A 26,789-nucleotide genomic window follows, 5' to 3' on the forward strand; every position below is an offset into this window, starting at 1 on the left:
CTAGGTGCAGGTCGACGTCGTGGTCGGCTTCGAACGCCGTCACCGGGGAGCCGTCGGGCCCCAGGACGCGGAAGGCGACCTCGGTGGCGGGCCCGGCCGGGGCAGTGGCGTCGGCCAGTGCGAGGGTGTAGCCGTCCTCGCTCACCTGCAGGCCACCCGGCACGGCCGCGGGCGCCGAGGCCTCGGCGTGGCCGCCGTCCCCGTGCCCGGCGTCCCCCTGCCCGCCGTCCCCGTGCCCGCCGCCGGTGCCGCTCTCAACCGTGCCGACCGGGCCGACCGCGGAACCCACGCCGACCGCGGCGCCGAAGACGGCGACCAGGCCGACGGCGAACGCGGCGATCTTCGTGGGCGTGTTCATGGCGCCGGCCGCGTCAGCGGCCGCTCACCTCGTATCCGGCCTCCTCGACGGCGGCCCGGACGGCGGTGTCGTCGACCGGCCCCTCGCTGCTGACGGTGAGCCCGCCGGTGGCGAGGTCGACCTCGACGCCGGTGACGCCGGGGACCTGCGAGACCTCCTCGGTCACGGCGTTCACGCAGTGGCCGCAGGTCATGCCGGTCACGGTCCAGGTGGCGGTGGTGCTCATAGGGGGTCCTCTCGGGATCGGGGTGGTTCAGGAGCGGACGAGGCGGGCGATGGCGTCGGTGGCCTCGCGGACCTTCTCCTCGGCCTCACGGCCGCCGGCCCGCGCGGCGTCCACCACGCAGTGGCTCAGGTGCTCCTCGAGGAGACCGAGCGAGACCGCCTGGAGCGCCTTCGTCATCGCCGAGACCTGGGTGAGGATGTCGATGCAGTACTTCTCGTCCTCCACCATGCGCTGCAGGCCGCGGGCCTGCCCCTCGATGCGCCGCAGCCGCTTGAGGTAGTCCTCCTTGCGGTGGATGTACCCGTGCGCGTGGTCGTGGCCGGTGCAGGCACCGTCGGTGGTCTCCACGTCGTCCTCCCTGCCGGGCGTCGCGCCCTGCGTCGCCCGGCAAGAACCATACCCCCCTAGGGTTCCCTGTCAACTGCCGGCGGGTGGTCGCGGAGCCGGGCCAGGTCGGCGCGCGCCGCCGCCAGCTCGTCCTGGAGGCCGACGATCACCTCGGCGGAGGCGACCGGGTGGCCGTCGTCGAGCAGCCCCCGCATGCGGGCGGCCAGGGCCAGCTGGCGGCGGGAGTAGCGCCGGTGGCCGCCGGGGGAGCGGTGCGGGGAGAGGATGCCGGAGCTGTCCAGGCTGCGGAGGAAGGCGGCCTGGACGCCGAGGAGCTCGGCCGCCTGGCTCATGGTCAGCGCCGGGTACTCGGGGTCGTCGAGCCGGCGCAGCGGGTCCTGCTCCTCGGGTGCCATCGCCACGCGCTCCTCTCCTGGTGGGGTGCGGCCCGGCGGACGGGCTGCGAACGGCGCAGGGGCCGGGCCCTGGACGGGCCCGGCCCCTGCGGTGCTGCCGGTCAGGCCACGGTCAGCTCTCGACCGCCTTGGCCTCTTCCTGCTGCGACTCGCCCTCGATCGTGCGGGCCTCCACCGCGGCGGGGGTGTCGGCGCGGGTCACGGTGATCCGGCGCGCCTTCGCCTTCTCCGCCACCGGGATGCTGATGGTCAGCACCCCGTCGTGGTAGCTGGCCTCGAGCCGGTCGGTGTCGAGGCTGCGCCCGAGCACGAGCTGGCGGGTGTAGCTGCCGAACGGGCGTTCGGCGATGGTCCACTCCGCGTTCTCCAGCTGGGGGACCGAGCGCTCGGCGCTCACGGTGAGGGTGTTGCCCTCGACCGAGAGGTCGATCGAGCCCGGGTCCACGCCCGGCAGGTCGAAGTGGGCGACGAAGTTGTCGCCGACGCGGTAGGCGTCCATCGGCATGCCCGAGAGCGGGCGGGCGGTGGCGGAGCCGCCGCGACCGGTCAGCTGGTCCAGCGCGCGGAAGGCGGCGGACGTGGCGGCGAACGGGTCGTAAGCGGTCAGCATCATGGCTGGAACCTCCTGTGACGGTCGTGCTGGTGTTCGCTGCCCGAGGTAAACCTCTAGTGGCAACTGGAGATTACCTCGGTCGTGCGTTCGTGTAAACGTCTGCGCGCGTGGAATGTTCCCGGCCGTTCCCCGGAGCCGGGTGCGTGAACACCCCGCCGACGGGGCAGGACGGCACCGTGGGAGAGACCAACGACGCGCCGCGCCACGCCGCCCCCGACCACGACGCCCCGCCTGCCGAGCCCTCCGTGACGCACACGGTCGACGGGGACACCGTGCGCCTGGTCGTCGGCGGGGAGCTCACCGAGGCCGCCCGCCGCCCCCTGGTGCGGACCCTCACCGACCTGCTGCTCGCCGAGCACGGCCTGCAGCGGGTGGAGCTCGACCTGCGCGGCATCGGGTTCATGAACTCCGCCGGCCTGGCGGTGCTGGTGCAGGTGCAGAAGCTGGGCGTGCCCCGGGCCATCGACACCGTGCTGGTCGACCCGCCGCCCGCGGTGTCCCGGCCGCTGCAGCTCTCGGGGCTGTGGCACCGCTTCACCGTGGTGGCCGACGACGGCCGGGTGGTCGCCGAGCCGTCGGGTGGCGGGGGGCCTGCCCCGCGGGACCCCCGACACACCTGAGCCGGCGCGCCCGCCGGGCGGCGCTGCTCCTAGCCTGACCGGGTGTCGTCGCACGCCCACAGCCACGGTCCCGACCCGGACGCGCCCCCGCCCACCGAGGAGGCGCTCGGCCGTCGGCGGCGCGCCGTCTGGCTGATGCTCCTGCTGCTCGTGCCCGTCGGCCTGGCCACGGTGATCGGCCTGGTCGCCCTCTGGCCCAGCGGGGAACCGACGCGCGCCGAGCTGGCGGCCGAGCAGGCGCTGCCGCCGGGGACCACCTACCCCGACGGGCGGATCATCGAGGTCGAGACCTTCGACTGCGGCCTCGATCCCGACCCCGCGGCCGCGCCGCAGACCTGCGCCACCGCGGTCGTGGAGGTCCTCGGGGGCGAGGGGGCCGGCGACTTCCAGCAGATCGACATGCCGCCGGAGGTGGTCGCCGCCGGTGTCTCGGAGGGCGACACGCTCGTGCTCACCCGGGACGCGGGCGCCGAGGGCGGCCCGACGTACGCGTTCTACGACTACGCGCGGGACGCCCCGATCATCGTCCTGGCCGTCGCCTTCGCCGTGGTCGTCGGGGTGGTGGCGCGGCTCCGGGGGCTCGCGTCCCTCCTGGGGCTGGCGTTCGCGTTCTTCGTGCTGCTCCAGTTCATGCTGCCCGGGCTGCTGACCGAGGACTCGCCGACCCTGGTCAGCCTGGTCGGCTCGGCGGCGATCATGTTCGTCGTCCTCTACCTCGCCCACGGGTTCACGGCGCGGACGACCACCGCGCTGGTGGGGACGCTGTTCGGGCTCACCATGGTCGCGGTCATGGGGTCGCTCGCGGTCTCGGCCGCCCGGCTCACCGGGCTCACCAGCGACGACGCGTTCACGCTGCAGCGCTTCGACCCGACGCTGGACTTCTCCGGGCTGGTGCTGGCCGGCGTCGTGGTGGCGGGCCTGGGCGTGCTCAACGACGTGACCATCACCCAGGCATCGGCGATCTGGCAGCTGCACGAGGTCTCCCCGGAGATGACCTGGCGGGAGCTCTACACGCGCGGTATGGCGGTCGGTCGCGACCACATCGCCTCGACGGTCTACACCATCGTCTTCGCCTACGCCGGGGCGGCGCTGCCCCTCCTGCTGCTGCTCGAGATCTACGCCACCCCCGTCTGGACGCTGGTCACCAGCGCGGCGCTGGCCGAGGAGGTCATCCGGACGCTGGTCGGGGCGATCGCGCTGGTGCTCGCCGTCCCGGTGACGACGGCGGCCGGCGCGTTCTTCGCCAAGGCCGCGGACACCCAGGCCGGCGCGGCGACCGAGCGCAGCCTGACCGCCCTGCGGACCAGGTTCGCCCGATGAGCGAGGCTGTGGCCGTGACCGACCTCATCGCCGCTGCCCAGGCGGCCCCCGGCTTCATGCCCGACGACGAGGGCCGCGCCCTCTACGAGGCCGCCCGCACCGTGCCCGTCCCGGGCCCGCTGCTGGAGGTGGGCAGCTGGATGGGGAAGTCGGCGCTGTACCTCGCCGCCGCGGCGCGGGAGACCGGCCGCCAGGTGGTGACCGTCGACCACCACCGCGGCTCCGAGGAGCACCAGCCCGGCTGGGAGTACCACGACCCGTCGCTGGTCGACCCCGCCGTCGGGCGGATCGACACGCTGCCGCGGTTCCGCCGGACCATCGCCGAGGCGGGCGCCGAGGACGTCGTCGTCGCCGTCGTCACCCGGTCGGAGACGCTGGCCCCGCTGTGGGGCACGCCGCTCGCGCTGCTGTTCCTCGACGGCAGCCACACCGAGGAGTCCGCGCGCCGCGACCAGGACGCCTGGGTGGCCAAGCTCGCCCTCGGCGGCACGCTCGCGATCCACGACGTCTTCCCCGACCCGGCCGACGGCGGGCAGGCGCCCTACGGGGTGTACCGGCGGGTGCTGGCCAGCGGGGAGTTCGAGGAGCTGCCGGGCACCGGGTCGCTCCGGCTGCTGCGCCGCACCGCCTGAGACCCGCGCCGTCCTGTCGGCAGGCGGGTGCAGGATGGCCCGGTGCTCCCACCCGAGGACCTGTCCCGCGCCCGCACGGAGGCGCTGGCGCAGATCGAGGCGCTGACCCGCGAGTTCGACGCGATCGTCGCGGCGTCGCAGGCATCCAACGCCGACGACGAGCACGACCCCGAGGGCGCCACGATCGCGTTCGAGCGCCAGCAGGTGGCCGCGCTGCTGGAGCAGGCGCGCCGCCGGCTGGCCGACGTCGACGTCGCGGTCGTCGCCGTGGAGAACGGCACCTACGGGCGCTGCGAGACCTGCGGCCGGCCGATCGCGCCCGAGCGGCTCGCCGCCCGCCCCACCGCCCGCAGCTGCATCGACTGCGCCCGCTGAAGGAGGACCCCGTCCTCCCCACCCCTCGCCCGCTCGCCGGCGGTGCCCTGGACGGGGCCTAACTGACGTAGCGGCGGGCGGTGGAGTTCCGCTGCGCCTCCTCCAGCGCGGCGAAGCGGGCCTCCGCGTGCGGGGGCAGCACCCGCCGCTCGCGCAGCACCCACGGCAGGCCCCGGACGGCGCGTGCCAGCCCCAGCGCGGTGACCCGGTCGCGCGGCACGGTGCGCAGCAGGTGCAGCGTGCGCCGCAGCGCCGGGCGGAGCGGGCGGCGCAGCCAGGTGGTCCACAGCGTGTTGCGGATGCCGTCGGCCCGCCGCTTGTGCGGGTCGCGCGCGCTGCTGGCCTGGTGGTGGAGGGTCAGCTGCTCCAGGTAGCACAGCTCCCAGCCGCGGGCGGCGAGATCACCGGCCATCAGCTCCTCCTCGCCGCCCAGCCACAGCCGCTCGGAGAAGCCCCCGACCTCGTCGAAGGCGTCCCGCCGCAGCACGCTGGCGCCGGCGAGGAAGCTGCCCAGCGCCGGGCCGGGCAGCCAGCCGGCGCCGACGACGGGGGAGTCGCGGAGCTCGGCGACGATCGGGTCCTCGGTGCCCCCGGGCTCCACCAGGATGCGGGCGGTGACGACCGCCAGCCGGGGGTGCGCGTCGAGGACGTCGGCCGCGGCGCGCAGCGAGCCCGGCTCCCACCAGGTGTCGTCGTCGCAGAAGGCGACGTAGGGAGTGTCCAGCCGGGCCACGCCGAGGTTCCGCCCCACCGCGCCGAGGTTCTCGGGGCTGGCGACCAGCTCGACCTGGGGGAAGCGGGTGCGCACGGCGTCCGCGGTGCCGTCGGTCGAGCCGTTGTCGACGACGACGACGTGCGGCTGCTCGGGCAGGGCCACGAGGCGCCCGAGGGCGACCAGCAGCTCGTCGCGCCGCTGGTGGGTGATCACCACGACGGCGACGCGCGGATCGGGTCCCCCCGCGGGCGCCGCGGAGGCGCCGGCGCCGCTCACCGCGACTCCCCGGCCAGCACGCGCAGCCCGGCGCGCACCGACGCCGGCACCGGCTCCCGGCGGCGGAGCGCCGCGGGGGCGTCGGGCAGCGCGGCGAGCAGCCCCTCCACGCCCGGGCGCCCGGCGCGGACGGCCTGCCCCGCCGTCCGGACGACGTCCCGGGCGGGGAGCCGCATCGCGGCGGTGAGCAGCCGGCTGCGCCAGATCCCCGCCTGCCGGCGCCCGGGGGCGTCGCGCCGCGGGGAGGGGTGGTGGTGGACGGTCACGTCGTCGACGTAGGCCAGCCCCCACCCGGCGGCGGCCAGGTCCAGGGCCAGCCGTTCCTCCTCTCCGGGGAACCGGACCACCTCGTCGAACCCGCCGACGGCCTCGAACGCCTCGGTGCGCACCAGCGCCGCGCACGCCACGAAGCCCAGCAGCGAGGGCCCGGGCAGGTCGGCGTCGGTGCCCAGCGGGCTGCGGGCCATCTCCGCGCAGACCGGGTCCAGCTGCTCCCCGGGGCCGACCAGGATGCGGGCGTTGAGCAGGGCCAGCCGCGGGTGGGCGCGCATGACCTCCACCGCGTGGGCCAGGTCGCCCGGTGCCCACCAGGAGTCGTCGTCGGCGAAGGCGACGAACGGGGTGCGGGCCCGCGCGGCGCCCAGCGTCCGGCCGTGGGCGCCCGCGTTGCGGTCCAGCGGCAGCACGGTGACCTCGGGGTGGGCCTGCCGGACGGCCTCCACCGTCCCGTCGGTGGAGGCGTTGTCGACGAGGACGACCGGCGCCTCGTGGCGGGGCAGCGTGGCGAGCAGGTCGTCGCGGCGGTTGCGGCTGGCGACGACCACGGTGACGTCGGCCGACGGCGGTGCGGGTGGTCCGGAGCTGGGGGGAGGAGCGGTCACGGGTGCACCGTGCCCGCACCCCCCGCCAGCCAACCAACCGGGGGAGTGGCATCGGCCATGCCCGCGGCGGGCAGGGCCCACGGGTCGGCGAACAGCCCGCTGGCGGGGGAGGCGCCGCACAGCGCGTCCGCGGCCAGCAGCACGGCCGCCGCCGTCCAGGTGGTGCGCTCGACGGGCCACCGCGCGTCGTCGGGGTAGACGAACCCCGTCCAGTAGGCGCCGTCGTGGTCCCGCAGGTGCTGCATCGCCGCGACCTGCTCGAGGGCGGCGTCCCGCTGCCCCGCGACCACGAGGGCGAGCGCGAGCTCGCAGGTCTCCGCGCCCGTGACCCACGGGCGGTCCGCGACGCAGCGGATGCCCAGCCCGGGCACGACGAACGCGTCCCACCCGGCGGCCAGCCGGTCGCGGGCGGCCTCGCCGGTGACCGCGCCCCCGAGCACCGGGTAGTACCAGTCCATCGAGTAGCGGGACCGGTCGGCGAAGGCGCCGGGCCGCCCGCGCAGCGCCGTCCCGAGGTCGGCGACGGCGAGCTCCCAGTCCGGCTGGGCCTCGCCCGCCAGCTCGGCCAGCGCCAGGCCGCAGCGCAGCGCCTGGAACAGGCTGGCGTTGCCGGTCAGCAGCGCCAGGTCGTCGGGGGTGCCGTCGGGCCGCAGCGCCCAGGAGACCGCCCCGCCGGGCAGCTGCATGCGGGTCACCAGGTCCAGCCCGGCGCGCACCGCGGGCCACACTCCGGTGACCAGCTCCTCGTCGCCGGTGGTCAGCCAGGAGTGCCAGAGGCCGACGGCGAGGTAGCCGGCGTGGTTGCTCTCCGCGGCGGGCGCGGTCTCGGCGCCGTCGCGGTACTCGGCCGCCCAGCTGCCGTCGGCCCGCTGCCGGCCGGCCAGCCAGCGGTAGGCGGCGGCGGCGCGGGCGTGCTCGCCGCCGAGGTCCAGCGCCATCGCCGCCTCGACGGAGTCCCACGGGTCGAGCTGCCCGCCGGCGAACCACGGGAGCGAGCCGTCCCGGCGCTGCTCCCCGGCGATCCAGGCCACGGTCTGCCGCACCTGGTCGGCGTCGAGCACGCCGGGCAGCTCCGGCAGCGCCACCGCGCCCCGCTCAGCGCGCCGCAGCGGACCGCTCCCGCTCCAGCCCGGCCCCGGCGGCGGCGACCTGCGCGGACTCGGCGGGCTTGTCGGCGTACACCACGAAGCTCTTGCCGATGAGCGGGTCGAGCACCCGTTCGGCGGTCCGGGTCAGCCAGGGGCGCTTCGTGAGGTCCCAGACGAGCAGCCGGTGGTAGGCGCGCACCGCGGCGGAGTCCTTCTCCACGCCGACGGCGCACTTGAGCCACCAGTACGGGGCGTGCAGCGCGTGCGCGTGGTGGCTGGCCCCGGGCACGAGACCCGCGGTGGCGAGGCGGGCGCGCAGCACGTCCCCGCGGTAGATGCGGATGTGCCCGCCCTCGTTGGCGTGGTAGGCGTCCGACAGCGCCCAGCAGACCCGCTCGGGGCCGAAGCGGGGCACGGTCACCGCCACCCGGCCGCCCGGCCTGAGCACGCGCGCGATCTCGGCCATCGCGGTGGCGTCGTCCGGGATGTGCTCGAGCACCTCGGAGGCCATCACCCGGTCGACGCTCGCGTCGGGGAAGGGCAGGTGCAGCAGGTCGCCGCGCACCACCTCGAAGCGCGCACCCTCGGGGGCCTCGCCCGCCTCGGCGATCGCGCCCAGCCACCGCTTCGTCGTCTCGACCTCCGGCTGCCCCCAGTCGACGGCGACGACGCGCGCGCCGCGCCGGTAGGCCTCGAACGCGTGCCGCCCCTCGCCGCAGCCCAGGTCGAGGACGGTCATCCCCGGCCGCAGGTCGAGCCGGTCGTAGTCGACGGTCAGCACGGGCGTCCCCTCCGGTCCAGCGTCTCGGCGTACCAGCCGGCGGTGCGCTCGGCCGTGGCCCGCCAGGTGTAGGTCTCCAGGACCCGGCGCCGGCCGGCGCGCCCCAGCTGCTCGGCCAGCGAGGGGGAGTCCAGGACCAGCTGCAGGGCAGCGGTGAGCTCCTCGACGTCGCCGGCCCGCACCCGGATGCCCGCCTTGCTCCCGACCACCTCGGGCAGCGCGCCGGCGTCGGTGGTCACCAGCGGGGTGGCGCACGCCATGGCCTCCACCGCGGGCAGCGAGAAGCCCTCGTAGAGGGAGGGGATGGCCACCAGCGTCGCCGCCTGGTAGAGCCGGATCAGCTCCTCCTCGGGCACCGGGCCGGTGAAGCGGACGGCGTCGCGCAGGCCGAGCCGGTCCAGCGCCGCCTCGGCCGGGCCCCCGGGTCGCGCGGTGCCGACGACGGTCAGCCGCACGGGTCGCTCGGTACGCAGCTTGGCCAGCGCCTCCAGCAGGTGCACCAGCCCCTTGAGCGGGACGTCGGCGCTGGTGACCGCGAGGATCGAGGCGGCCTCGCGCGGCCGGTCGGTCGGTGGCGGGGAGAAGCGGTCGGGGTCGATGCCCACCGGGATGACGCTCATCCGGTCCGGTGCCAGCCCCATGTGCGCGGCGATGTCGCGGCGGGAGTTCTCCGACACGGTGGTGACGGCGTCCAGCTGCTGGACCACCCGCGCCTGCATCCGGGTGAAGGCGTACCAGCGGCGCAGGGTCAGCTTCCGGCGCAGCGTCGGTGCCGCCGCCAGCTCCAGGTCGCGGTCGATCGCGATCGGGTGGTGCACCGTCGCGACGGTGGGCACGCCGGCCCGCACCAGCCGCAGCAGGCCGTAGCCGAGCGACTGGTTGTCGTGCACGACGTCGAACTCCGCGCGCCGGGGGAGCAGGTGCCGCGCCGCGCGCAGGGTGAAGGTGAGCGGCTCGGGGAAGCCGGCGGTGCACATCGTGGCCCACTCCGCGACGTCCACCCAGTCGCGGATCTCCGACGGGCGCGGGGTGCGGAAGGGGTCGGGCTCGCGGTAGAGGTCGAGGCTGGGGACGCGGGTGAGCGGCACGCCGGCGTCGAGCTCGGGGTAGGGCTGACCGCTGAGCACCTCGACGCGGTGCCCGAGCTCGCGCAGCTCCCGGGACAGCGCCCGCACGTAGATGCCCTGGCCGCCGCTGTGCGGCTTGCTGCGGTAGGACAGCAGTGCAATGCGCAACGACCGTCCCATGGGTCGGACTCTAACGACCGCGCACCGCCCTCCGGCTACCAGCCGGTAGGGGCACCATCCGCCCGGACGAGCGCGCGGCTGGCAGAGTTCCCCCATGATCCGTCACGTCGTGCTCTTCACCTGGTCCCCGGATGCCGACGCCGAGCGGCGGGCGCAGACCGTGGAGGCGCTCCGCGGGCTGCGGCGCTCGGTGGGCGGGATGACGTCGCTGGTCGTCGCCGACGACGCCGACCTGGTCGACGGCAACGCCGACACCGTGCTGATCGCCGAGTTCCCCGACGTCGAGGCGTTCCACCGCTACGCGCAGGACCCCGTGCACCTGGCCGTCATCGCCGAGCACGTGCGCCCCATCCTGGCCGCGCGGAGCGCGATCCAGCACCGCGTGTGACGGCCGGCGCGGTGACGGGGGTTAGCGTCGGGGGCATGCGCACCGCACGCCGCCTCCTCGTCGCCGGGTCGGCCGCCACCCTGCTGCTCACCGGCTGCGGCGAGGACGCCTCGGACCGCACGGCCGCGGCCGCCTCGTCGGCCGCGGCGGCGTCCTCCGCGCGGGCCTCCGCGGCGCCCGACCTCGCCTCGGGGCTGCTGCCCGCCGACGCCTTCGGCCCGGACGCCACCGTGCTGGCCCTCCCGCCGGAGCAGCTGCGCGCCGGGGCGGGCATCGTCGCGGGCGGGGCGGACGCGGAGATCACCCCGGAGAGCTGCCGGGCCGCCGTCGACGGCACCCAGCCCTCCCTGGACGCCTTCGAGGACGTCGCCGCGCAGAGCGCCACCACCGGGTCCGCGACGACGGTGCAGATGCTGGTGCGCGGCGGGCCGACCGGGGACGCCGCGGCGCAGCTGGCCGAGGCCGCCGAGCGGTGCCCCGAGGCGCGGCTGGTCGCCCCGCAGATCGGCGAGGCGACGATCACCTTCGAGGAGCTCCCGCTGGCCGACCTGGGTGACGGCGCGGCGATGCTGCGGTACACGACCACGATCGCCGCCCCCGACGGGTCGCAGGTGACGGTGCCGACGCTGATCGCGGCGGTGGAGGACGACGACCGGCTGCTGCTCCTGCTGACCCTCGACACCGGCCTGGGCGGCGTCGCACCGGCGGACCCGGCAGCCTTCGCCGAGCTGGTCGAGCAGGCATACCAGGTGCAGGCCGACGCGCTGGGCTGAGCTTCCACAGCGGGGAGCTCGTCCACAGACACCATCCGAGGGGCCCGCGGCGGGGCGGGCGCGAACAGGGTCTGTGGTCATGGACCTCCCCACCGCCCAGCAGCCCGCCGACCGGCTCGAGATCCGGCTCTCCGACCCCGGGGAGGTGGCCGCCGCCCTGCCGCAGCTGCTGGGCTTCCACCCCGCCGAGTCGGTGGTCCTGGTCGGCCTCGGCGGGCCGTCGGGCGGGCGCGTCGGCCTGACCGTCCGCGGCGACCTGCCGCCCGACGGTCACGAGGCGCCGCTGGCACGGCTGCTGGTGCGCAGCCTGGGCAGCGACGGGCCCGCGGCGGCGCTGGCCGTGGTGGTGTCCGAGGCACCGGACGACCCCGGTCCGGACGGCGAGCAGGCGACCGGCTGCCTACCGCACCGGGCGCTGGTGCACGAGCTCGTGCTCGCGCTGGCGGCGGCCGGCATCGCGGCCCGCGACGTGCTGCTCGTGCGGCGGGGGCGCTGGTGGTCCTACGACTGCCCGCACGCGTGCTGCGCGCCGGCGGCGGGGACGCCGCTCCCGGCCGGGGTGAGCGCGCTGGCGGCCGCCGCCGTCTGCACGGGGCAGGTCGTCGCGGCCGACCGCGCGGCGCTGGCCGGGCGCCTGGACCCCCCTCCCGGGTCGGGTCCGGGCATGCGGGCGGCCTGCGTCCGAGCCGCCACCGGCCGGTCGGCCCGGCTGCGGGAGGTCGGGGCGCCGGCGCTGGCCGAGGAGTCCTGGGCCGCGGTGCGGCGGGCGGTCGCGCGCTCGCGGCCCGGGACGGCCGGCGAGGGCCCGCTGGACGACGACGAGCTCGCCGGGGTGGGCTGGGCGCTGCGCGACGTCCGGGTGCGCGACCGCGCCCTCCAGCTGGCCCTCGGCGCGGACGCGACCGCGGCGGAGGTGCTCTGGACCGAGTGCGCCCGGCGCGTGCCCGCGCCGCTCGACGCCGCGCCGGCGACCCTGCTCGCGGTCAGCGCGTGGCTGCGCGGCGACGGGGCGATGGCCGGCATCGCCCTGGACCGCGCCCTGGACGCCGATCCCGGGTACACCCTCGCGCTGCTGCTCCGGAAGGCCCTGGACGCGTGCCTGCCGCCGGCGGGCCTGAGGGACCTGATCGGGCGTGCGGCGGAGCCCGCGCCGGCCGGCGGTCCACCCGCGTGAAACCGGCCTCAGAGCAGTTCCGGCCGCTCCCACTCCATGTCCCGCACGTGCTCGGCGAGGAAGGCCAGCACGGTCTCGTACCAGACGCGGCTGTTCCCCGGCGTCAGCACCCAGTGGTTCTCGTCGGGGAAGTACAGGAACTTCGACGGGACGCCGCGCTTCTGCAGGCCGTACCAGAGGGCCAGCGCCTCGCCGATCGGCACCCGGTAGTCCTTGTCGCCGTGGATGACCAGCACCGGGGTGCGGATCTGGTCCACGTAGCGGTGCGGGGAGTTCTGCTCGTACCGCCGGGGTTCGGTGAAGGGGTCGCCCCACTCCTTCTCCCAGTAGTACGCGGCGTCGGTGGTACCGGTGAACTGCTCCAGGTTCCACAGGCTGGCGTGCGTGACGATCGCCCGGAACCGGTCGGTCTGCGTGGCCACCCAGTTGGCCATGTAGCCGCCGAACGAGCCGCCCATCGCCGCCGTCCGCGTCCCGTCGATCTCCGGCCGCTGCTCGGCCGCGTCCACCGCGGCCATCAGGTCGGTGTACGGCGCGCCGCCCCACTCGCCCCACCCGCGGCGCACGAACTCCTGGCCGAAGCCCTGGGACAGCGCCGGGTTGGGCAGCAGCACGGCGTAGCCCTGGGCCGCGAGCACCCACGGGCACCAGCGCCACGACCACGAGTTCCAGCTCATCAGCGGGCCGCCGTGGATCCAGAGCACCAGCGGGGCGGGGGACTCCGCCGACGCGCCCTCGGGGAGGACCAGCCACGACTGCACCCGCGCACCGTCGGCGGCGGTGGCGTCCAGCTCGTGCAGCGTCCCGGGCAGCCGGTCGACCGCCACCGGGGTGGGCAGGGGAACGGGGTCCTGCACGGGGGCCGCCGGGTCCAGGCGGACCGGCAGCGGCGGGGAGTCGTACGCCGACCGGAGGGCGTACAGGGCGCTGCCGTCGCGGGCGACCTGCAGGTCGCTGTAGGCGCCGTCGGCGGTGAGCCGCACCGGCTCCCCGCCGTCGAGCGGGACGCGGAACAGTGCGTGGCGGCCGTCGTCGTCGGCGAGGAAGTAGACGGCCTCCCCGTCGGCGGAGAACTGCGGGGCGCTGGGCCACCGGTCGAACCCGGGGGTCAGGTCGCGGGCCGTGCCGTCGGCGACGTCGACCAGCAGCAGGGTGTAGTCCGGCGGCTCGGCGTAGGAGGACATCGCCTCCCGCACGCACACCAGCCGGCTGCCGTCGGGGGAGAAGGCGGCGCCGTGGAGGTCGGCCAGCGGGTCGTCGACGAGCACCCGCGCCTCCCCGGAGGCGGTGTCGACGAGCACGAGGCGGGTGCGCCACCCGGCGGGGCCGTCGGGGACCTCCTCGGTGCGGACCAGGAGGGCGCCGTCGGGGGAGAGGTCGACGTCGTCGCCGGAGCCGTTCGGCGGCGCCGCGTCGGGGGTCAGGTCGCGCAGCTCCGGCGGCTGCTCGCCGACGGGCTGCTCGTCGGCCAGCAGCTGCCCGGCCCAGAACAGGTGCGGCACGGCCGGCCCGAGGTCGTGGTCCCAGAAGCGCACCGGGTAGGACTCGTGCAGGATCGCCGACACGCCGGCGTCGGCCCGCGCCTTGCGCCGCTCCTCGTCGGCCTCCGGGGCGGAGCCACCGGGCGACGTCGCGGAGACCACCACGACGTCCCCGCTCCCGGCGGCGACGGCGAACCCGCCGATGCCGCCCGGCCGGGCCAGCACCGGCCGGGCCTCACCACCGTCGGCGGGCAGCCGCCACAGGGCGGGCTTCGGCTCGGCCGCGGGCTCGGCACCGGGATCGGGCCGGGCGGAGGTGAACAGCAGCGAGCCGTCCGGTGCCCAGGCCGGGGCGGACTCGCCCGGGGCGCTGCGGGTGAGCCGCCGGGCGGGCCGGTTGCCCTGCGGGTCGATCTCCCACAGCGCGGTCTGCCACTTCTTGCCCTCGCGGTCGAGCGTCTGCAGCGGCACCGCCAGCCGCGTCCCGTCCGGCGAGAGCGCCAGGCCGCCGATCCGGGGCAGCGCGACGAAGTCGGCCAGCCGGTGGAAGGGCGTGGGCGCCGGGTCGCCGGCCGGGTCGTCGGGGGCAGGGGCGGACGAGCTCACCGGGGCCTTCTCTCACGCGGCAGCGGGGGACCGCCTCACCGTAGTGAGCCGGTGCCGCCCCCGCCGGGCGCCGGCAGCAGCTCCCGCCCCGGCACCTCAGAGCAGCGGCGCGGCCTCGATCGGGGTGAGCTCCTCGTCGGTGGCGCTGACGAACATGTGCTGGGCCACGCCCATCGGCAGGACGTACCCGTCGAGGCTCACCGAGCCCTCGACGAGTTGCGCGGTCATGGTCACGCCCGGGCGCACCCCGTGGTCGGCCAGCGCGCGCAGCAGCTCGGCGTTCTCCTGCAGCTGCTCGCTGATCCGGCGGACCACCACCGGGCGCCCCTCGGCCGTCGCGGTCGTGGACAGCAGCGTCAGGGAGTCCAGCACCGCGGAGGTCTCGCCGCCCAGCGGCTCGTCGCCGCGCAGGGCCTCCAGCCCGGGGATCGGGTTGCCGAACGGCGACACCGTGGGGTTGCCCAGCAGCGAGAGCAGGCGGCGCTCGACCGCCTCGCTCATCACGTGCTCCCAGCGGCAGGCCTCCTCGTGGACGTCGGCGTAGTCCAGGCCGATCACGTCCACGAGCAGGCACTCGGCGAGCCGGTGCTTGCGCATGACCGCGGTGGCGAGCTGACGCCCCTCCTCGGACAGCTGCAGGTGCCGGTCGCCCTCGACGGTGAGCAGGCCGTCGCGCTCCATGCGGGCGACCGTCTGGCTCACCGTCGGGCCGCTCTGGTGCAGCCGCTCGGCGATGCGGGCCCGCAGCGGGACGATGCCCTCTTCCTCCAGCTCGAAGATCGTCCGGAGGTACATCTCGGTGGTGTCGATGAGGTCGTTCACAGGTCTCCTCCGTGTCGGCGGCCAGTCTACGGGGCGGGGCGACGTCCACCGGCCCGTCCGGGAGTGGTCTCGGCGACGCACCCGGCGCGGCCTGACCCGGTAGCGTCGGCGATCGAGCCACCGCGCCCGGCCGGGCGCGCCGTGAGGGGAGGTGCGCGTGAGCGACTCGGTCGCGGTCGTCTGGGACGACGCGCTGCTCGGCTACACGATGGGCGGTGACCACCCGCTGCACCCGGTCCGGCTGGACCTGACGATGCGCCTGGCCGACGGCCTGGGCCTGCTGGCCTCCGACCGGCTGCGCGTGCTGGAGCCCGAACCGGCCGGCGAGGACCTGCTCACGCTCGTGCACGACCCGCTGTACCTGGAGGCGGTGCGGCAGGCGCCGGCCGACCCGGGGGTAGGCCACGGCCTGGGCACCGCGGACAACCCGATCTTCCCCGAGATGTACGAGGCCGCGGCCCTCATCACCGGCGGCAGCGTGCTCGCCGCCCAGCAGGTGCACAGCGGCGCCGCGCAGCACGCGGTGAACATCTCCGGCGGCCTGCACCACGCGATGCGCGGGTCGGCGTCGGGCTTCTGCGTCTTCAACGACGCCGCCGTCGCCATCGCCTGGCTGCTCGGCCAGGGCTACGAGCGGATCGCCTACGTCGACCTCGACGTCCACCACGGCGACGGCGTCCAGGCGGCGTTCTACGACGACCCCCGGGTGCTCACGGTCAGCGTGCACCAGACGCCGCTGACGCTGTTCCCGGGCACCGGCTTCCCCGAGGAGACCGGCGACCCCGACAAGGCGCTGGGCAGTGCGGTGAACCTGGCCCTGCCCAACGGCACCGACGACTCGTCGTGGCTGCGGGCGTTCACCGCCGTCGTCCCCAGCGTGCTGAAGGCGTTCCAGCCGCAGATCATCGTGACCCAGTGCGGCTGCGACGCCCACCACGAGGACCCGCTGGCCGACCTCGCGCTCACCGTCGACGGGCAGCGCGCCAGCTACAAGGCCATGCACGAACTGGCCCACGAGATCTGCGACGGCCGGTGGATCGCCCTGGGCGGCGGCGGGTACGGCCTGGTGCGCTGCGTGCCGCGCGCCTGGACCCACCTGATCGCCGAGGCCGGCGGCGCGAAGCTGGACCCGGCCACCGAGATCCCGGAGTCCTGGCGGGAGGACGTGCTGCGCCGCGGCCTGCGCGCCCGCCCGCCGACGCACATGACCGAGGGCGGCTACACCGGCTTCTCCCGCTGGGACACCTTCACCGAGTCCCGCGTCGACCGCGCCATCATGCGCACCCGCCGCGCGAGCTTCCCCTACTTCGGCCTCGACCCGGACGACCCCCGTGATTAAGGACCACCCAGCTCCCCACCACTCGCAAGCTCGCGGCGGGGCCCTGCTGGGCGGCCGGAGGCTGCTGTGACAACCGAAGAATCCGCCCCTCCCGCGCCGCCGCCGGGGTGGGAGGCCGACATCGTCGCCGCCGACGGCGGGACCGTGCACCTGCGCCCGATCTGCCCGGAGGACGCCGACGGACTCAACGGCCTGATGGAGCGCAGCAGCGACCAGACCCGCTACTACCGGTTCTTCGGGCCGATGAAGCGGCTCTCCGAGCGGGACCTGCACCGCTTCACCCACGTCGACCACGACTCCCGGGTGGCCTTCGTCGTGCTCCTGGGCGACCAGGTCATCGCCGTCGGTCGCTACGACCGCTACCCCGACACCGACGACGCCGAGGTGGCCTTCCTCGTCGAGGACGCCCACCAGGGGCGGGGGCTGGGGTCGGTGCTGCTGGAGCACCTCGCCGCGGCGGCCCGCGAGCGGGGCATCAAGCGCTTCGTCGCCGAGGTGCTCGCGCAGAACAGCAAGATGGTGCGGGTCTTCCGCGACGCCGGCTACAAGGCCGAGCGCAGCTACGAGGACGGCGTCGTCCACCTGACCTTCCCCATCGAGCAGACCGAGGACGCGCTCGCCGTCGCCTACGAGCGCGAGCAGCGCAGCGAGTCGCGGTCGATCGCCCGACTGCTGACGCCGTCCTCGGTCGCCGTGGTGGGGGCCAGCAACGACGACGGCAAGATCGGCAACGCGGTGCTCCGGCACCTGCTGGACTACGGCTTCGCGGGGCCGGTGTACCCGGTGAACCCCGGCACCCGGCACGTCCGCGGCGTCCCCGCCTACGCCGACATCGAGTCCATCCCCGACGACCTCGACCTGGCCGTCCTCGCCGTGCCGGCCGACGAGGTGGCCGGCGTGGTGGAGGCGTGCCGCCGCAAGCGGGTCCGCGGCCTGGTGGTCATCTCGGGCGGCTTCGGCGAGTCCGGGCCCGAGGGGCGGGCGGCCGAGGGCCGGCTGGTCGCCGCCGCGCGGGCCTCGGGCATGCGCGTCGTCGGCCCCAACTGCCTGGGCGTGGTGAACACCGACCCGGAGGTGCGGCTCAACGCCAGCCTGGCGCCGATGGTGCCCGGGCGCGGCCGCGTCGGGTTCTTCGCGCAGTCGGGGGCGCTCGGCGTGGCCCTGCTGGAGCGGGCGCGCAGCCGCGGGATGGGGCTGTCGACGTTCGTCTCCGCCGGCAACCGCGCCGACGTGAGCGGCAACGACCTCCTGCAGTACTGGGCCACCGACCCGGGCACCGAGGTGGTCCTCCTGCACCTGGAGAGCTTCGGCAACCCGCGCAAGTTCGCCCGGCTCGCCCGCACCGTGGGGCGCACCAAGCCGGTCGTCGCGGTGAAGAGCGGCCGGCACGTCGGGGTCACCCCGGGCCTGGCCGGGACGTCGGTGGCGGTCCCCGAGCAGTCGGTGGCGGCGCTGTTCGCCTCGGCCGGCGTCATCCGGGTGGACACCGTGGCGCAGCTGTTCGACGTCGGCATGCTGCTGGCCCACCAGCCGCTGCCGGCCGGGAGCCGGGTCGCGGTCGTGGGCAACTCCACCGCCATCGGGGTGCTCGTCGCCGACGCCGTCCTCGAGGAGGGGATGGAGCTGGCGCACGAGGCGCCGGTCGACATCGGGGTGCGGGGGACGCCCGAGGAGTTCCGCGCGGCCCTGCAGGCGGCGGTCGACGACGACGGCGTCGACGCGGTCGTCGCGGTGTTCCTGCCGCCGCTGATGGCCGGCTCGCAGGAGTACGGGCCCGCGCTGCGGGAGGTGTCGGTGCGGTCGGCCAAGCCGATCGTGGCCAGCTTCCTGTCGACGGAGGGCATCCCGCCCGAGCTCACCGTGCCCGACGAGCACGGCATGCCCGCGCGCGGGTCCGTCCCCTCCTACAGCACGCCGGAGCGGGCGGTCATCGCCCTGGCCAAGGTGTGCGAGTACGCGCAGTGGCGCCGCCGCCCGGTCGGCGACGTGCCGGAGCTGCCCGACGTCGACGAGGCGGCCGCCGAGCGCATCGTCCGGGCCGCGCTCGCGGACTCGCCGGGCGGGCGGGAGCTCACCGACGACGAGCTGATCGGCCTGCTGGCCGCGTACGGCGTGCCGCTGCTGGGCACCCGCACGGTCACCGACGCGGAGGAGGCGGTAGCGGCCGCCGACGCGGTCGGATACCCGGTGGTGCTGAAGTCGACGGCACCGTGGCTGCGGCACCGGTCCGACCTCGGGGGCGTCCGGCTGGACCTGGCCGACGCCGAGGCGGTCCGCACCGCGTTCGCCGCCATCCCGTCCGGTGACCCGGTGATCGTGCAGGAGATGGCGGCCCCCGGCGTCGCCACCGTCGTGGAGATCGTCGACGACCCGTCGTTCGGCGCCCTCGTCAGCTTCGGGCTCGGCGGCGTCGCCACCGACCTGCTGGGCGACCGCGCCTACCGCACGCTGCCGCTCACCGACCTGGACGCCGCGGAGCTGGTGCGCTCGCCGCAGGCGTTTCCGCTGCTGAACGGCTACCGCGGGTCCGAGCCGGTCGACCTCGCCGCGCTGGAGGACCTGCTGCTGCGGGTGGCCCGGCTGGCCGACGACCTGCCGGAGGTGCTGCGGTTGACGCTGGAGCCGGTGATCGTCGGACCGGCCAACCCGTGGCACGGCGGCCGCTCGCTGGTGGTCGCGGGCGGGACCGGGCTGGTGGGCCCGCCGACCGCACGCGTCGACCCGGGCCCGCGCCGCATGCGCAGCCCGATCTGACCCGTCTCGGCCCGCGATGATCAGCCCACCTGATCATCGGGTGTCCTCCCTCACCGCCGGAGCTGAGGGAGGAGGCTGCACGATCAGGGGCGATGATCATCGCCGGGAGGTCCGGGCCGGCGAGGACGCAGCGAGGGCCGGCCACCCGCAGGTGTCCGGCCCTCGGTGTGCTGGCACGGCTCCTCTGCAGGGTCCCGCCGCGAGCGTGCGTGCGGTGGGGGGCAGAGGGGTCTTTCTCAGGCCAGGTAGTCGCGCAGGGCGTCGGCGCGCTGCGGGTCGCGCAGCTTGGCCATGGTCTCGCGCTCGATCTGCCGCACCCGCTCGCGGGAGAGGCCGAACTGCTTGCCGATCTGCTCCAGGGTGCGCGGCTGGCCGCCGTCCAGGCCGAAGCGCAGCACGACGACGTCGCGCTCGCGGTCCTCCAGCGTGGAGAGGACGTTGCGGACGTCGCCCTTCATCATCTGGAAGGCGACGGCGTCCTCGGCGACGGCGGCGTCGGCGTCCTCGATGAAGTCACCGAGCCGCGACTCCTCGTCGGCGCCGACGGTCTGGTCGAGGCTGACCAGGTCGCGGCTGTACTCCAGCAGCTCGGTGATCCGCTCCTCGGGCAGGTCGAGCTCCAGGCCCAGCTCCTCGGCGGTGGGCTCGCGCTCGAGCTCCTGGTGCATGCGCCGGCGGGTGCGGACCACCTTGTTGACCTGCTCGGCCAGGTGGACGGGCAGCCGGATGGTGCGCCCGGAGTCGGCCATCGCCCGGGTGATCGCCTGGCGGATCCACCAGGTGGCGTAGGTCGAGAACTTGAAGCCCTTGGTGTAGTCGAACTTCTCCACGGCGCGGATCAGGCCGACGTTGCCCTCCTGGATGAGGTCCAGGAACGTCATGCCGTGGCCGGTGTAGCGCTTGGCCACCGAGACGACCAGCCGCAGGTTGGCCTCCAGCAGGTGGGCCTTGGCCGCCTTGCCGTCGGTGGCGAGGATCTTGTAGTCGCGCTTGCGGGCGGGCGTCAGGCCCTCCTGCTCGGCGAGCAGCCGCTCGGCGTAGAGGCCGGCCTCGATCCGCTTGGCCAGCTCCACCTCCTGCTCCGCGGTGAGCAGAGCGGTCTTGCCGATGGTGTTGAGGTAGACGCGCACGAGGTCGGTGGAGACCAGCCCGCTGGTGTCGGGCTCCCGCCGGGGGGTGCGCACGTCCAGGGTGTCGGTGGAGGACTGCAGCAGCGTCACGATGGGTCTTCGTCCTTGCCTTGGTTTCGGATGCACCCGCCGGGCGTCGGTGGCGGCGGTGCGGTCCAGGCGTGGAGCGGGGTCACGGTTCCGGGGTCACCGGCCGGTCCCGCTCTTCTCTGTCCGGTGTGGTACGCCCTGCACAACGGCCACTGAGGTGTCCGGTGTTCCACGATCCGGTCGTTCACAGCAAACCGACAGGGAGTGTCTTCGGTCACCTCCGGTACCCGCCGACGGAGAAGCCCAGACATGTCATTCGCATGACGGCTGCGGCGGGTCAGACCTCCAGCAGCAGGGTCATCGGCCCCTCGTTGACCGACGAGACCCGCATGCTCGCGCCGAAGACGCCCGTGGCCACGGTGGCGCCCCGGCGGCGCAGCTCAGCGACGACCTCCTCGACGAGCGGCTCGGCCAGCTCACCCGGCGCCGCGTCCTGCCAGGACGGCCGCCGTCCCTTGCGGGTGTCGGCGTACAAGGTGAACTGGCTGACCACGAGCACCGGCAACCCGAGGTCCGAGGCCGAGACGGCGCCGTCGGGGCCGGCGAAGATGCGCAGTTCGTGGATCTTGCGGGCCATCGCCCGCGCCCGCTGGGCGTCGTCGTCCCGGCCCACCCCGACCAGTGACAGCAACCCCGGCCCGATCTCGCCGACCACGGCCCCCTCGACCGTTACAGCCGCTGCAGCGACCCGGCTCACCACCGCTCTCACCAGCGCATCCTCCCCGACGACGGGACGGCGGCGCAGGTCGGCCGGCTCACAGAGAGCCGCCCGGCCGGCGCACAGGTGCAGCACAGCCGGGGTGCCCAGGCTGCTGCCGGACCGGTCACCACCGGCCGGTCCGGACCGAGGAGGGGAACGTGCGCAGGAGACTGATCATCGCGTCCACCGCAGGGGCGCTGGCGCTGGGCGGGGGGCTGGCGGTCGCCGTGCCGGCGCTGGCCGACGGCGAGGCCCCGGCGGCCCGGGAGGACCGGATCCGCGACGCCCTGGCCGGGCTGGTGGAGGACGGCTCGATCACCGGAGCCCAGGCCGACGAGGTGGCCGCGACCCTCGCGGCGAGCGGCCCGGTCGGCGGCCACGGGGGCCGGCCGGGGCTCGCTGCGGCCGCGGCGGCCCTCGACCTGACCGAGGAGGAGCTGCGGGCGGCGCTGGCCGCCGAGGGCACCTCCCTGGCCGACGTCGCCGAGCAGCAGGGCGTCGCCGTCGGCACCCTCGTCGACGCGCTCGTGGCGGCGCACGAGGAACGCCTGGCCGAGGCGGTGGAGGAGGGCCGCCTCACGCAGGAGGAGGCCGACGAGCGCCTCGCCGGGTTGGAGGAGCGGGTGGCCGAGCGGGTCGCCGACGAGGAGCGGGGTCCCGGCGGTCGCGGGGGCGGGCGCGGCGACTGAGGGGGTTGCGCCCGGCGGCTCACCCCGTGACGGGGCCGCCGGGCTGCCCGCCGACGCGGGCGCTGTCGAGCAGGAGCTCGGCCCCGCGGTCGGCGGCCGCGTGGAACGGCCGCAGGACGACGTCGACCCCGGCCGCCTCGAGGCGCTGCGCATCGTGGTCGTTGTGCGCGGTCAGGGCGACCGAGCCCGCGAAGTCGCCCTGACCCAGCCCGTGCAGCAGGGCGAGGTTCACCGACCGGTCGGGCACGGTGCTGACCACCCACGTGGCGCCGCGCAGGGGTAGCGCGTCGATGAGCTCGGGTTCTTCGGCGTCGCCGTACAGGGTCTGGGCGCCCGCGTGCCCGATGTCCTCCAGCGCCTGCGGATCGGTGTCCACGACCAGGACCCGCACGCCCCGGTCGAGCAGCCGCCGCACGAGGCGGCCGCCGTAGCGGCCGGCGCCGACGACGACGACGTCCACCGTGGACTCCTCCCCGCTGACGCCCTCCCCGTGGCGCGGGTGCCGGCGCTCGAACACCGACAGGAGCGGCGCGAGGCGGGCGTACAGCGGCGCCGAGTACAGGATGAGGTAGGTCGAGAGGGCGATCGTGACGATGCCGACCACGGTGATCAGCCCGACGACGTCGCCGGTGATGTGCCCGAGGCCCAGGCCGAGGGCCGCCAGCACCAGGGAGAACTCGCTGATCTGCGCGACGGTGAGCCCGGCGAGGAAGCTGGTCCGCTTCCGGTAGCCCATCATGCCCATGATCACGAGGACGATCAGCGGGTTGCCGATCAGCACGAACGCCGAGAGGACGGCGGCGGCGACCAACTGGCTGCCGGCGTCGGCGAAGTCGAGCCGGGAGCCCAGGTCGATGAAGAAGAACAGCAGCAGGAAGTCCCGCAGGCTGATCAGCCGCGAGCTGATCGCCTCGCGGTAGGGGGTGGAGGCGAGGGAGATGCCGCCCAGGAAGGCGCCCACCTCGATGCTGAAGCCCAGCCCGTCCCCGAGGCCGGCCAGCGCGATGCCCCAGGCCAGGGCGAACAGCACCAGCAGCTCCTTGGACCGGGCCATCCAGGCCAGCGCAGGCCGCAGGAGGTACCGCACGGCCAGGAAGATGCCGCCGACGAACAGGACGCCCTTGCCGAGGACCAGCGCCAGGTCGACGGCCAGGTCGTCGCCCTGCCCGGCGGTGCCAGCGGCGGTCAGCGTGATCATCACCAGGACGACGACGATGTCCTGGACGATGAGGAAGCCCACGGCGATGCGGCCGTGCAGCTGGTCGATCTCCCGTTTGTCGGAGAGCAGCTTGACGATGATGATCGTGCTCGAGAACGTCAGCGCGACCGCGACGTATACCGCCTCGACGGGCGTGAGGCCCAGCAGCAGGCCCAGCCCGAAGCCGATCACCGAGGTGAAGAGGACCTGGCCGAGCCCCGTGGCGACGGCCACCGGCCCGGTGGTGCGGATCAGGTGCGGGTCGAGCTTGAGGCCGACCAGGAACAGCAGCAGCGCGATGCCCAGCTCGGCGAGGAGCGCGACCTGGTCGTTCTCCTCGACCCAGCCCAGCCCTACCGGGCCGACCGCGATGCCGACGGCGATGAAGCTGATGATCAGCGGCTGGCGCAGCTTCACGGCGGCCGCGGCGATGACGGCGGCGAGCGCCAGCAGCGCGGCGATGACGTGGAACTCGTGCTCGAACACGGCGGCTCCTCCGGCGACCTGGCTCAGACCGACCCGTGGAGCGCCGGCAGCCGGTTCCGGCGGGGAACGACGGCGGGCGCCGCGTTCACGACGGGTCGCAGGATCCGACGACGGTACCGAATGCGCGGTGGCACCACCGGGAGCTCGGGGTGTCCCGCCATCGGGGTGGGGCGGTGCCGTTCCGAGGAGGGCACCTCCCACCCTGGTCACCGGGCCGGACGGGGGATGAGGGCCCTTCGGCGGGGTGCCGCGGGACCAACGCCCGCGGCGTCCGGGGCGTGCGCCGGACCACCCCCTCGTGACCGGAGCGGCGCAGGTGTCAGCAGCCGTCCCCTGCCAGGAGGTAGCCTCCCCGCGGTGCGTCCAGAGGAGTCCGGCAGTACCGCCCCACCCATCCCGGAGTCACGTCTGACGGCTGCTCCGGGTCATGTCCTCCGGGGCGTGGCGATGGGCGTCGCCGAGGTCGTACCCGGGGTCAGCGGGGGCACCGTCGCTCTCGTCCTCGGGATCTACGAACGGTTGATCGACGGTGCCGGCCACGTCGTGGCCGCCCTGCGCCTGGCGGTCACGAAGCGGTGGACGTCGGCCCGGGATGCTGTGAAGCAGGCGCACTGGACGACGATCGTCCCGGTGCTCGTCGGGATGGTGGTCGCCGTCCTGGTCGGCGCCCGGCTGCTGGAGCCGGTCATCGAGGACCACCCCGTCGGGGCCCGCGCGGTCTTCTTCGGGCTGGTGCTCGTCTCCATCGTCGTGCCGGTCCGGATGGTCGGCCGCTGGGCACCGCGGGACGTCGCCACCGCGGTGGTGGGCGCCGTCGCGGCCTTCCTGCTCACCGGCCTGCCCCCGGGATCGGACGTGGACCCGCCGCTGGTGGTCGTCGTCCTCGCCGCGGCGGTGGCCATCTGCGCACTGGTCCTCCCCGGGGTGTCGGGCTCGTTCCTGCTGCTGACGCTCGGCCTCTACGAGCCCACCCTGTCGGCGGTCAACGACCGGGACCTGGCCTACGTCGGCGCCTTCGCCCTGGGGGCGGCGCTCGGGCTCGGCCTGTTCGTCAAGGTGCTGCAGATGGCCCTCCGCCGGCACCATGCGCTGACCCTGGCGCTCATGACCGGCCTCATGGCGGGGTCGTTGCGGGCGCTGTGGCCGTGGCAGGACGACGACCGGGGCCTGCTCGCGCCCGACGACGGAGCGCTGCCGATGCTCGCACTCGTCGTCGCCGCCGGGCTCGTGGTCGCCGCCGCGGTGGTGCTGCAGGCGCGACTCGACCGTCGGGACGTGGCCGCTTCCCTCACCCCACCGGACCGCCGCGGGGGCTGACCGACCGGCGGCCTACGATCCGGTCGGTGGGTTCTGCACCGACGGTCCGCCCAGCGCGGGTCGAGGACGTCGCGCAGATGGCGCGCGTCATCGTGCGGTGCTGGCAGGAGACCTACCGGGGACTGATGACGGACGAGGTGCTCGACGACCCGGGCCTCCTGGTCGCCCGGGAACGGTTCTGGTCCGCCGCGCTGACCGACGAGCGCTATCGCGAGAACCGCGCGGCGGTCGCCGTGCGGGACGGCGAGCTGGTCGGGGTCGCCATGTCCGGCCCACCCCTGGAAGCCGCGCCGGAGTGGACGAGGCAGTTGTACGTCCTCTACGTGCTTGCGGCCGACCACGGCACGGGAGCTGGGCCGGCGCTCCTCGAGGCGGTCGTCGATCCGGAGGAATCGGTGGCTCTGTGGGTGGCGGACCCGAACCCTCGGGCGCAGGCGTTCTACCGCAAGCACGGCTTCGTCGCTGACGGGGCGGTCCAGGTCGAGGGAGGGGTCCGCGAGATCCGCATGGTGCGCGGCACGTCGCATGGTCGGTGATCGGTCCCCCGGCGGTCCATGGCCGGCGTCGTCGCCGACCGGGCCTGGCGGTGCTCGGCCGTGATTGCGCCGGGTTCGCCGTACGGCACCATCTCCGGTGTGCCGACCCTCCGCATCGCCCAGGACCCCGCCGCCGACAGCTGCTGAGCCGCGACCCGCTCGCGCTGCTGATCGGCATGCTGCTGGACCAGCAGTTCCCGATGGAGCGCGCGTTCGCCGGCCCGCGGCTGCTGGCCGACCGGCTCGGCGTCGACACGCTCTCGGCCGAGCAGCTCGCGGCGATGGACCCCGACGAGCTGACCCGGGTCTTCCAGGGGCCGCCGGCCCTGCACCGCTACCCGGGGTCGATGGCGGGCCGGACCCAGGAGGTGTGCCGGGCGCTGGTCGAGCGGTACGACGGCCGCGTCGAGGGGCTGTGGGCCGACGGCTGCGACGGCGCCACCCTGCTGAAGCGGCTGACCGGCCTGCCCGGCTTCGGCGCGCAGAAGTCGAAGATCTTCCTCGCCCTCCTCGGCAAGCAGTACGGCGTCACCCCGGCCGGCTGGCGGGAGGCGGCAGGTGACTACGGGGCCGACGGTTCCCGGCGCTCGGTCGCCGACATCACCGGCCCCGAGTCGCTGGCCGAGGTGCGGGCCTTCAAGCAGGAGCAGAAGGCCGCGAAGAAGGCCGCCGCCCAGCGCTGACCCCAGGAGCTAGCGGCCCGCGTCGACGACCCCGGGCACCGGCGTGCTGCCGGGGAAGGCGTCCGCCAGCACGTCCACGCCCGACTGCGGGTGGGCGTGGGGGAGCAACTCCTGGCGGCGGGCGCGCTTCTCCTCCGCGTCGATGCCCATGTGGGTGTTGCGGTGCTCCTTGATCGCCTCGTCGCACTCGCCCTCGCGGTTGAACGACCACATCAGCTTCGGGTCGCCGAGGGGAAGGGCTGTGCCGGGCTCGCCGTCGTGGCGGCCGGTGTGCCAGGTGTGCCACGTCTTGCCGTACGAGTTGACCAGCCGCCGCATGAACGCGCGCTCGGCCACCTCCGGCAGCCCCGGGGCGACGAGCTGCCCGGAGAGGATCTCGAAGTTGTGCGGGTGCCAGTAGCCCCGCTCCTCCTCGGGGAGCGTCCCGAACAGCCTCTCGCTGACGATGTACTCCACGCCGATGAGGTTCGCCTCGCGGGTGTTGCCGTCGAAGAGCACGCACTGCAGCAGGTCGTCGTTGACCACCCGGCAGAAGTGGTGAGCCTCCATCTGCATGGCGGGGTCGTCCTTCGCCGGGTGGAAGCCGACGACGTAGACGTGGAAGCCCTTGAGGGGCGTCGTCTCCTGGAGCAGGTGCGACCCCTGCTCCAGGAGCGCGAGCCATGCCCCCTTGTCCTCACCCGCCGGGCGGATCGGGCTGGGGCGGGCCGGAATGCTCGGGTTCACCGGTTCTCCCGGGGGGGTGGGG

The 26,789-nt window shown here is 75.1% G+C and carries 28 protein-coding genes and 1 pseudogene; 13 read left to right on the plus strand and 16 right to left on the minus strand.

The genetic code is table 11. The features are described from left to right. The 5 genes and pseudogenes from E9529_RS15135 to E9529_RS15155 all read right to left on the minus strand — a co-directional run. Positions 1-358, minus strand: a pseudogene (locus E9529_RS15135) (hypothetical protein); the annotation flags it as partial. A 13-nt stretch (positions 359-371) separates the two neighbouring features. Further along, positions 372-584 carry a heavy-metal-associated domain-containing protein gene (locus E9529_RS15140; RefSeq protein WP_236831982.1) on the minus strand — a complete coding sequence of 71 codons (213 nt, stop codon included), beginning with the start codon at positions 582-584 and terminating at the stop codon, positions 372-374. Between the two features lie 27 nt (positions 585-611). Then, positions 612-881, minus strand: coding sequence for a metal-sensitive transcriptional regulator (locus E9529_RS15145; RefSeq protein ID WP_211435140.1), 270 nt, complete (start codon positions 879-881; stop codon positions 612-614). A 107-nt stretch (positions 882-988) separates the two neighbouring features. Then, positions 989-1,327 carry a helix-turn-helix domain-containing protein gene (locus E9529_RS15150; RefSeq protein ID WP_236832006.1) on the minus strand — a complete coding sequence of 113 codons (339 nt, stop codon included), beginning with the start codon at positions 1,325-1,327 and terminating at the stop codon, positions 989-991. A 112-nt stretch (positions 1,328-1,439) separates the two neighbouring features. Then, on the minus strand, positions 1,440-1,940 hold the full coding sequence (locus E9529_RS15155; RefSeq protein WP_236831983.1) for an Hsp20/alpha crystallin family protein: 501 nt from the start codon (positions 1,938-1,940) through the stop codon (positions 1,440-1,442). A 176-nt stretch (positions 1,941-2,116) separates the two neighbouring features. Here E9529_RS15155 and E9529_RS15160 point away from each other — a divergent pair, with 176 nt between their 5' ends. The 4 genes from E9529_RS15160 to E9529_RS15175 are packed head-to-tail and all read left to right on the plus strand — an operon-like array spanning position 2,117 to position 4,887. Further along, positions 2,117-2,560, plus strand: a complete 444-nt coding sequence (locus E9529_RS15160) for an STAS domain-containing protein (protein WP_236831984.1) — start codon at positions 2,117-2,119, stop codon at positions 2,558-2,560. Between the two features lie 42 nt (positions 2,561-2,602). Then, positions 2,603-3,880: a YibE/F family protein gene (locus tag E9529_RS15165; protein ID WP_236831985.1), complete on the plus strand. Its 1,278-nt coding sequence runs from the start codon at positions 2,603-2,605 to the stop codon at positions 3,878-3,880. Further along, a complete protein-coding gene (locus E9529_RS15170) occupies positions 3,877-4,512 on the plus strand; it encodes a class I SAM-dependent methyltransferase (RefSeq protein ID WP_236831986.1) in 636 nt (211 codons plus the stop codon). Before E9529_RS15165 ends, E9529_RS15170 begins: the two co-directional genes overlap by 4 nt. A 42-nt stretch (positions 4,513-4,554) precedes the next feature. Beyond that, a complete protein-coding gene (locus E9529_RS15175; protein WP_236831987.1) occupies positions 4,555-4,887 on the plus strand; it encodes a TraR/DksA C4-type zinc finger protein in 333 nt (110 codons plus the stop codon). 58 nt (positions 4,888-4,945) lie between these two features. Here E9529_RS15175 and E9529_RS15180 read toward each other — a convergent pair whose 3' ends face one another. The 5 genes from E9529_RS15180 to E9529_RS15200 are packed head-to-tail and all read right to left on the minus strand — an operon-like array spanning position 4,946 to position 9,875. Then, positions 4,946-5,878 (minus strand): glycosyltransferase family 2 protein, encoded by a 933-nt coding sequence (locus tag E9529_RS15180; protein ID WP_236831988.1) that lies wholly within the window; start codon positions 5,876-5,878, stop codon positions 4,946-4,948. Beyond that, on the minus strand, positions 5,875-6,759 hold the full coding sequence (locus E9529_RS15185; RefSeq protein ID WP_236831989.1) for a glycosyltransferase family 2 protein: 885 nt from the start codon (positions 6,757-6,759) through the stop codon (positions 5,875-5,877). The genes E9529_RS15180 and E9529_RS15185 overlap by 4 nt, the downstream gene beginning before the upstream one ends. After that, on the minus strand, positions 6,756-7,844 hold the full coding sequence (locus E9529_RS15190) for a prenyltransferase (protein ID WP_236831990.1): 1,089 nt from the start codon (positions 7,842-7,844) through the stop codon (positions 6,756-6,758). Before E9529_RS15190 ends, E9529_RS15185 begins: the two co-directional genes overlap by 4 nt. A gap of 10 nt (positions 7,845-7,854) precedes the next feature. Further along, complete coding sequence (locus E9529_RS15195; protein WP_236831991.1) at positions 7,855-8,628, minus strand: class I SAM-dependent methyltransferase; 774 nt, start codon at positions 8,626-8,628, stop codon at positions 7,855-7,857. Then, positions 8,622-9,875, minus strand: coding sequence for a glycosyltransferase family 4 protein (locus E9529_RS15200; RefSeq protein ID WP_236831992.1), 1,254 nt, complete (start codon positions 9,873-9,875; stop codon positions 8,622-8,624). The genes E9529_RS15195 and E9529_RS15200 overlap by 7 nt, the downstream gene beginning before the upstream one ends. 94 nt (positions 9,876-9,969) lie before the next feature. Here E9529_RS15200 and E9529_RS15205 point away from each other — a divergent pair, with 94 nt between their 5' ends. From E9529_RS15205 to E9529_RS15215, 3 genes are all read left to right on the plus strand, one after another. Beyond that, positions 9,970-10,263, plus strand: coding sequence for a Dabb family protein (locus tag E9529_RS15205; RefSeq protein ID WP_236831993.1), 294 nt, complete (start codon positions 9,970-9,972; stop codon positions 10,261-10,263). 35 nt (positions 10,264-10,298) lie between these two features. Next, the gene (locus tag E9529_RS15210) at positions 10,299-11,036 is read left to right on the plus strand and encodes a hypothetical protein (protein WP_236831994.1); all 738 of its coding nucleotides are present in this window, start codon (positions 10,299-10,301) and stop codon (positions 11,034-11,036) included. A gap of 79 nt (positions 11,037-11,115) precedes the next feature. After that, a complete protein-coding gene (locus E9529_RS15215; protein WP_236831995.1) occupies positions 11,116-12,210 on the plus strand; it encodes a DUF4192 domain-containing protein in 1,095 nt (364 codons plus the stop codon). A gap of 8 nt (positions 12,211-12,218) precedes the next feature. Here the strand turns inward: E9529_RS15215 and E9529_RS15220 are convergent, their stop codons facing one another. Further along, a complete protein-coding gene (locus E9529_RS15220) occupies positions 12,219-14,297 on the minus strand; it encodes a S9 family peptidase (protein ID WP_236831996.1) in 2,079 nt (692 codons plus the stop codon). Between the two features lie 96 nt (positions 14,298-14,393). Further along, complete coding sequence (locus E9529_RS15225; protein ID WP_236831997.1) at positions 14,394-15,119, minus strand: metal-dependent transcriptional regulator; 726 nt, start codon at positions 15,117-15,119, stop codon at positions 14,394-14,396. Positions 15,120-15,276: 157 nt separating this feature from the next. Here E9529_RS15225 and E9529_RS15230 point away from each other — a divergent pair, with 157 nt between their 5' ends. Then, entirely contained in the window at positions 15,277-16,458 is a 1,182-nt protein-coding gene (locus tag E9529_RS15230) for an acetoin utilization protein AcuC (RefSeq protein ID WP_236831998.1), read from the plus strand. 66 nt (positions 16,459-16,524) lie between these two features. Further along, positions 16,525-19,212 (plus strand): bifunctional GNAT family N-acetyltransferase/acetate--CoA ligase family protein, encoded by a 2,688-nt coding sequence (locus E9529_RS15235; RefSeq protein ID WP_236831999.1) that lies wholly within the window; start codon positions 16,525-16,527, stop codon positions 19,210-19,212. 236 nt (positions 19,213-19,448) lie between these two features. Here the strand turns inward: E9529_RS15235 and sigB are convergent, their stop codons facing one another. Both sigB and dtd read right to left on the minus strand, forming a co-directional pair. Next, a complete protein-coding gene (gene sigB / locus E9529_RS15240; RefSeq protein WP_308195289.1) occupies positions 19,449-20,432 on the minus strand; it encodes an RNA polymerase sigma factor SigB in 984 nt (327 codons plus the stop codon). A gap of 277 nt (positions 20,433-20,709) precedes the next feature. Further along, positions 20,710-21,141 (minus strand): D-aminoacyl-tRNA deacylase, encoded by a 432-nt coding sequence (dtd, locus tag E9529_RS15245; RefSeq protein WP_236832000.1) that lies wholly within the window; start codon positions 21,139-21,141, stop codon positions 20,710-20,712. Between the two features lie 149 nt (positions 21,142-21,290). Between dtd and E9529_RS15250 the strand changes: the two genes are divergently transcribed. After that, positions 21,291-21,821 (plus strand): hypothetical protein, encoded by a 531-nt coding sequence (locus E9529_RS15250; RefSeq protein ID WP_236832001.1) that lies wholly within the window; start codon positions 21,291-21,293, stop codon positions 21,819-21,821. A 19-nt stretch (positions 21,822-21,840) separates the two neighbouring features. On the opposite strand, the gene E9529_RS15255 is transcribed toward E9529_RS15250, so the two are convergent. Beyond that, entirely contained in the window at positions 21,841-23,505 is a 1,665-nt protein-coding gene (locus E9529_RS15255) for a cation:proton antiporter (RefSeq protein ID WP_236832002.1), read from the minus strand. A 447-nt stretch (positions 23,506-23,952) separates the two neighbouring features. Between E9529_RS15255 and E9529_RS15260 the strand changes: the two genes are divergently transcribed. From E9529_RS15260 to E9529_RS15270, 3 genes are all read left to right on the plus strand, one after another. After that, on the plus strand, positions 23,953-24,822 hold the full coding sequence (locus E9529_RS15260) for a DUF368 domain-containing protein (RefSeq protein WP_236832008.1): 870 nt from the start codon (positions 23,953-23,955) through the stop codon (positions 24,820-24,822). Positions 24,823-24,848: 26 nt separating this feature from the next. After that, positions 24,849-25,358 (plus strand): GNAT family N-acetyltransferase, encoded by a 510-nt coding sequence (locus E9529_RS15265; protein WP_236832003.1) that lies wholly within the window; start codon positions 24,849-24,851, stop codon positions 25,356-25,358. Between the two features lie 176 nt (positions 25,359-25,534). Beyond that, positions 25,535-26,041, plus strand: a complete 507-nt coding sequence (locus E9529_RS15270; protein WP_236832004.1) for an HhH-GPD-type base excision DNA repair protein — start codon at positions 25,535-25,537, stop codon at positions 26,039-26,041. Positions 26,042-26,050: 9 nt separating this feature from the next. Here E9529_RS15270 and E9529_RS15275 read toward each other — a convergent pair. Continuing rightward, the coding region (locus tag E9529_RS15275) for an OBAP family protein (RefSeq protein WP_236832005.1) at positions 26,051-26,789 on the minus strand (739 nt) is incomplete at its 5' end.

It is taken from the genome of Blastococcus sp. KM273128 (genome assembly GCF_021698975.1).
GTDB lineage: Bacteria > Actinomycetota > Actinomycetes > Mycobacteriales > Geodermatophilaceae > Blastococcus.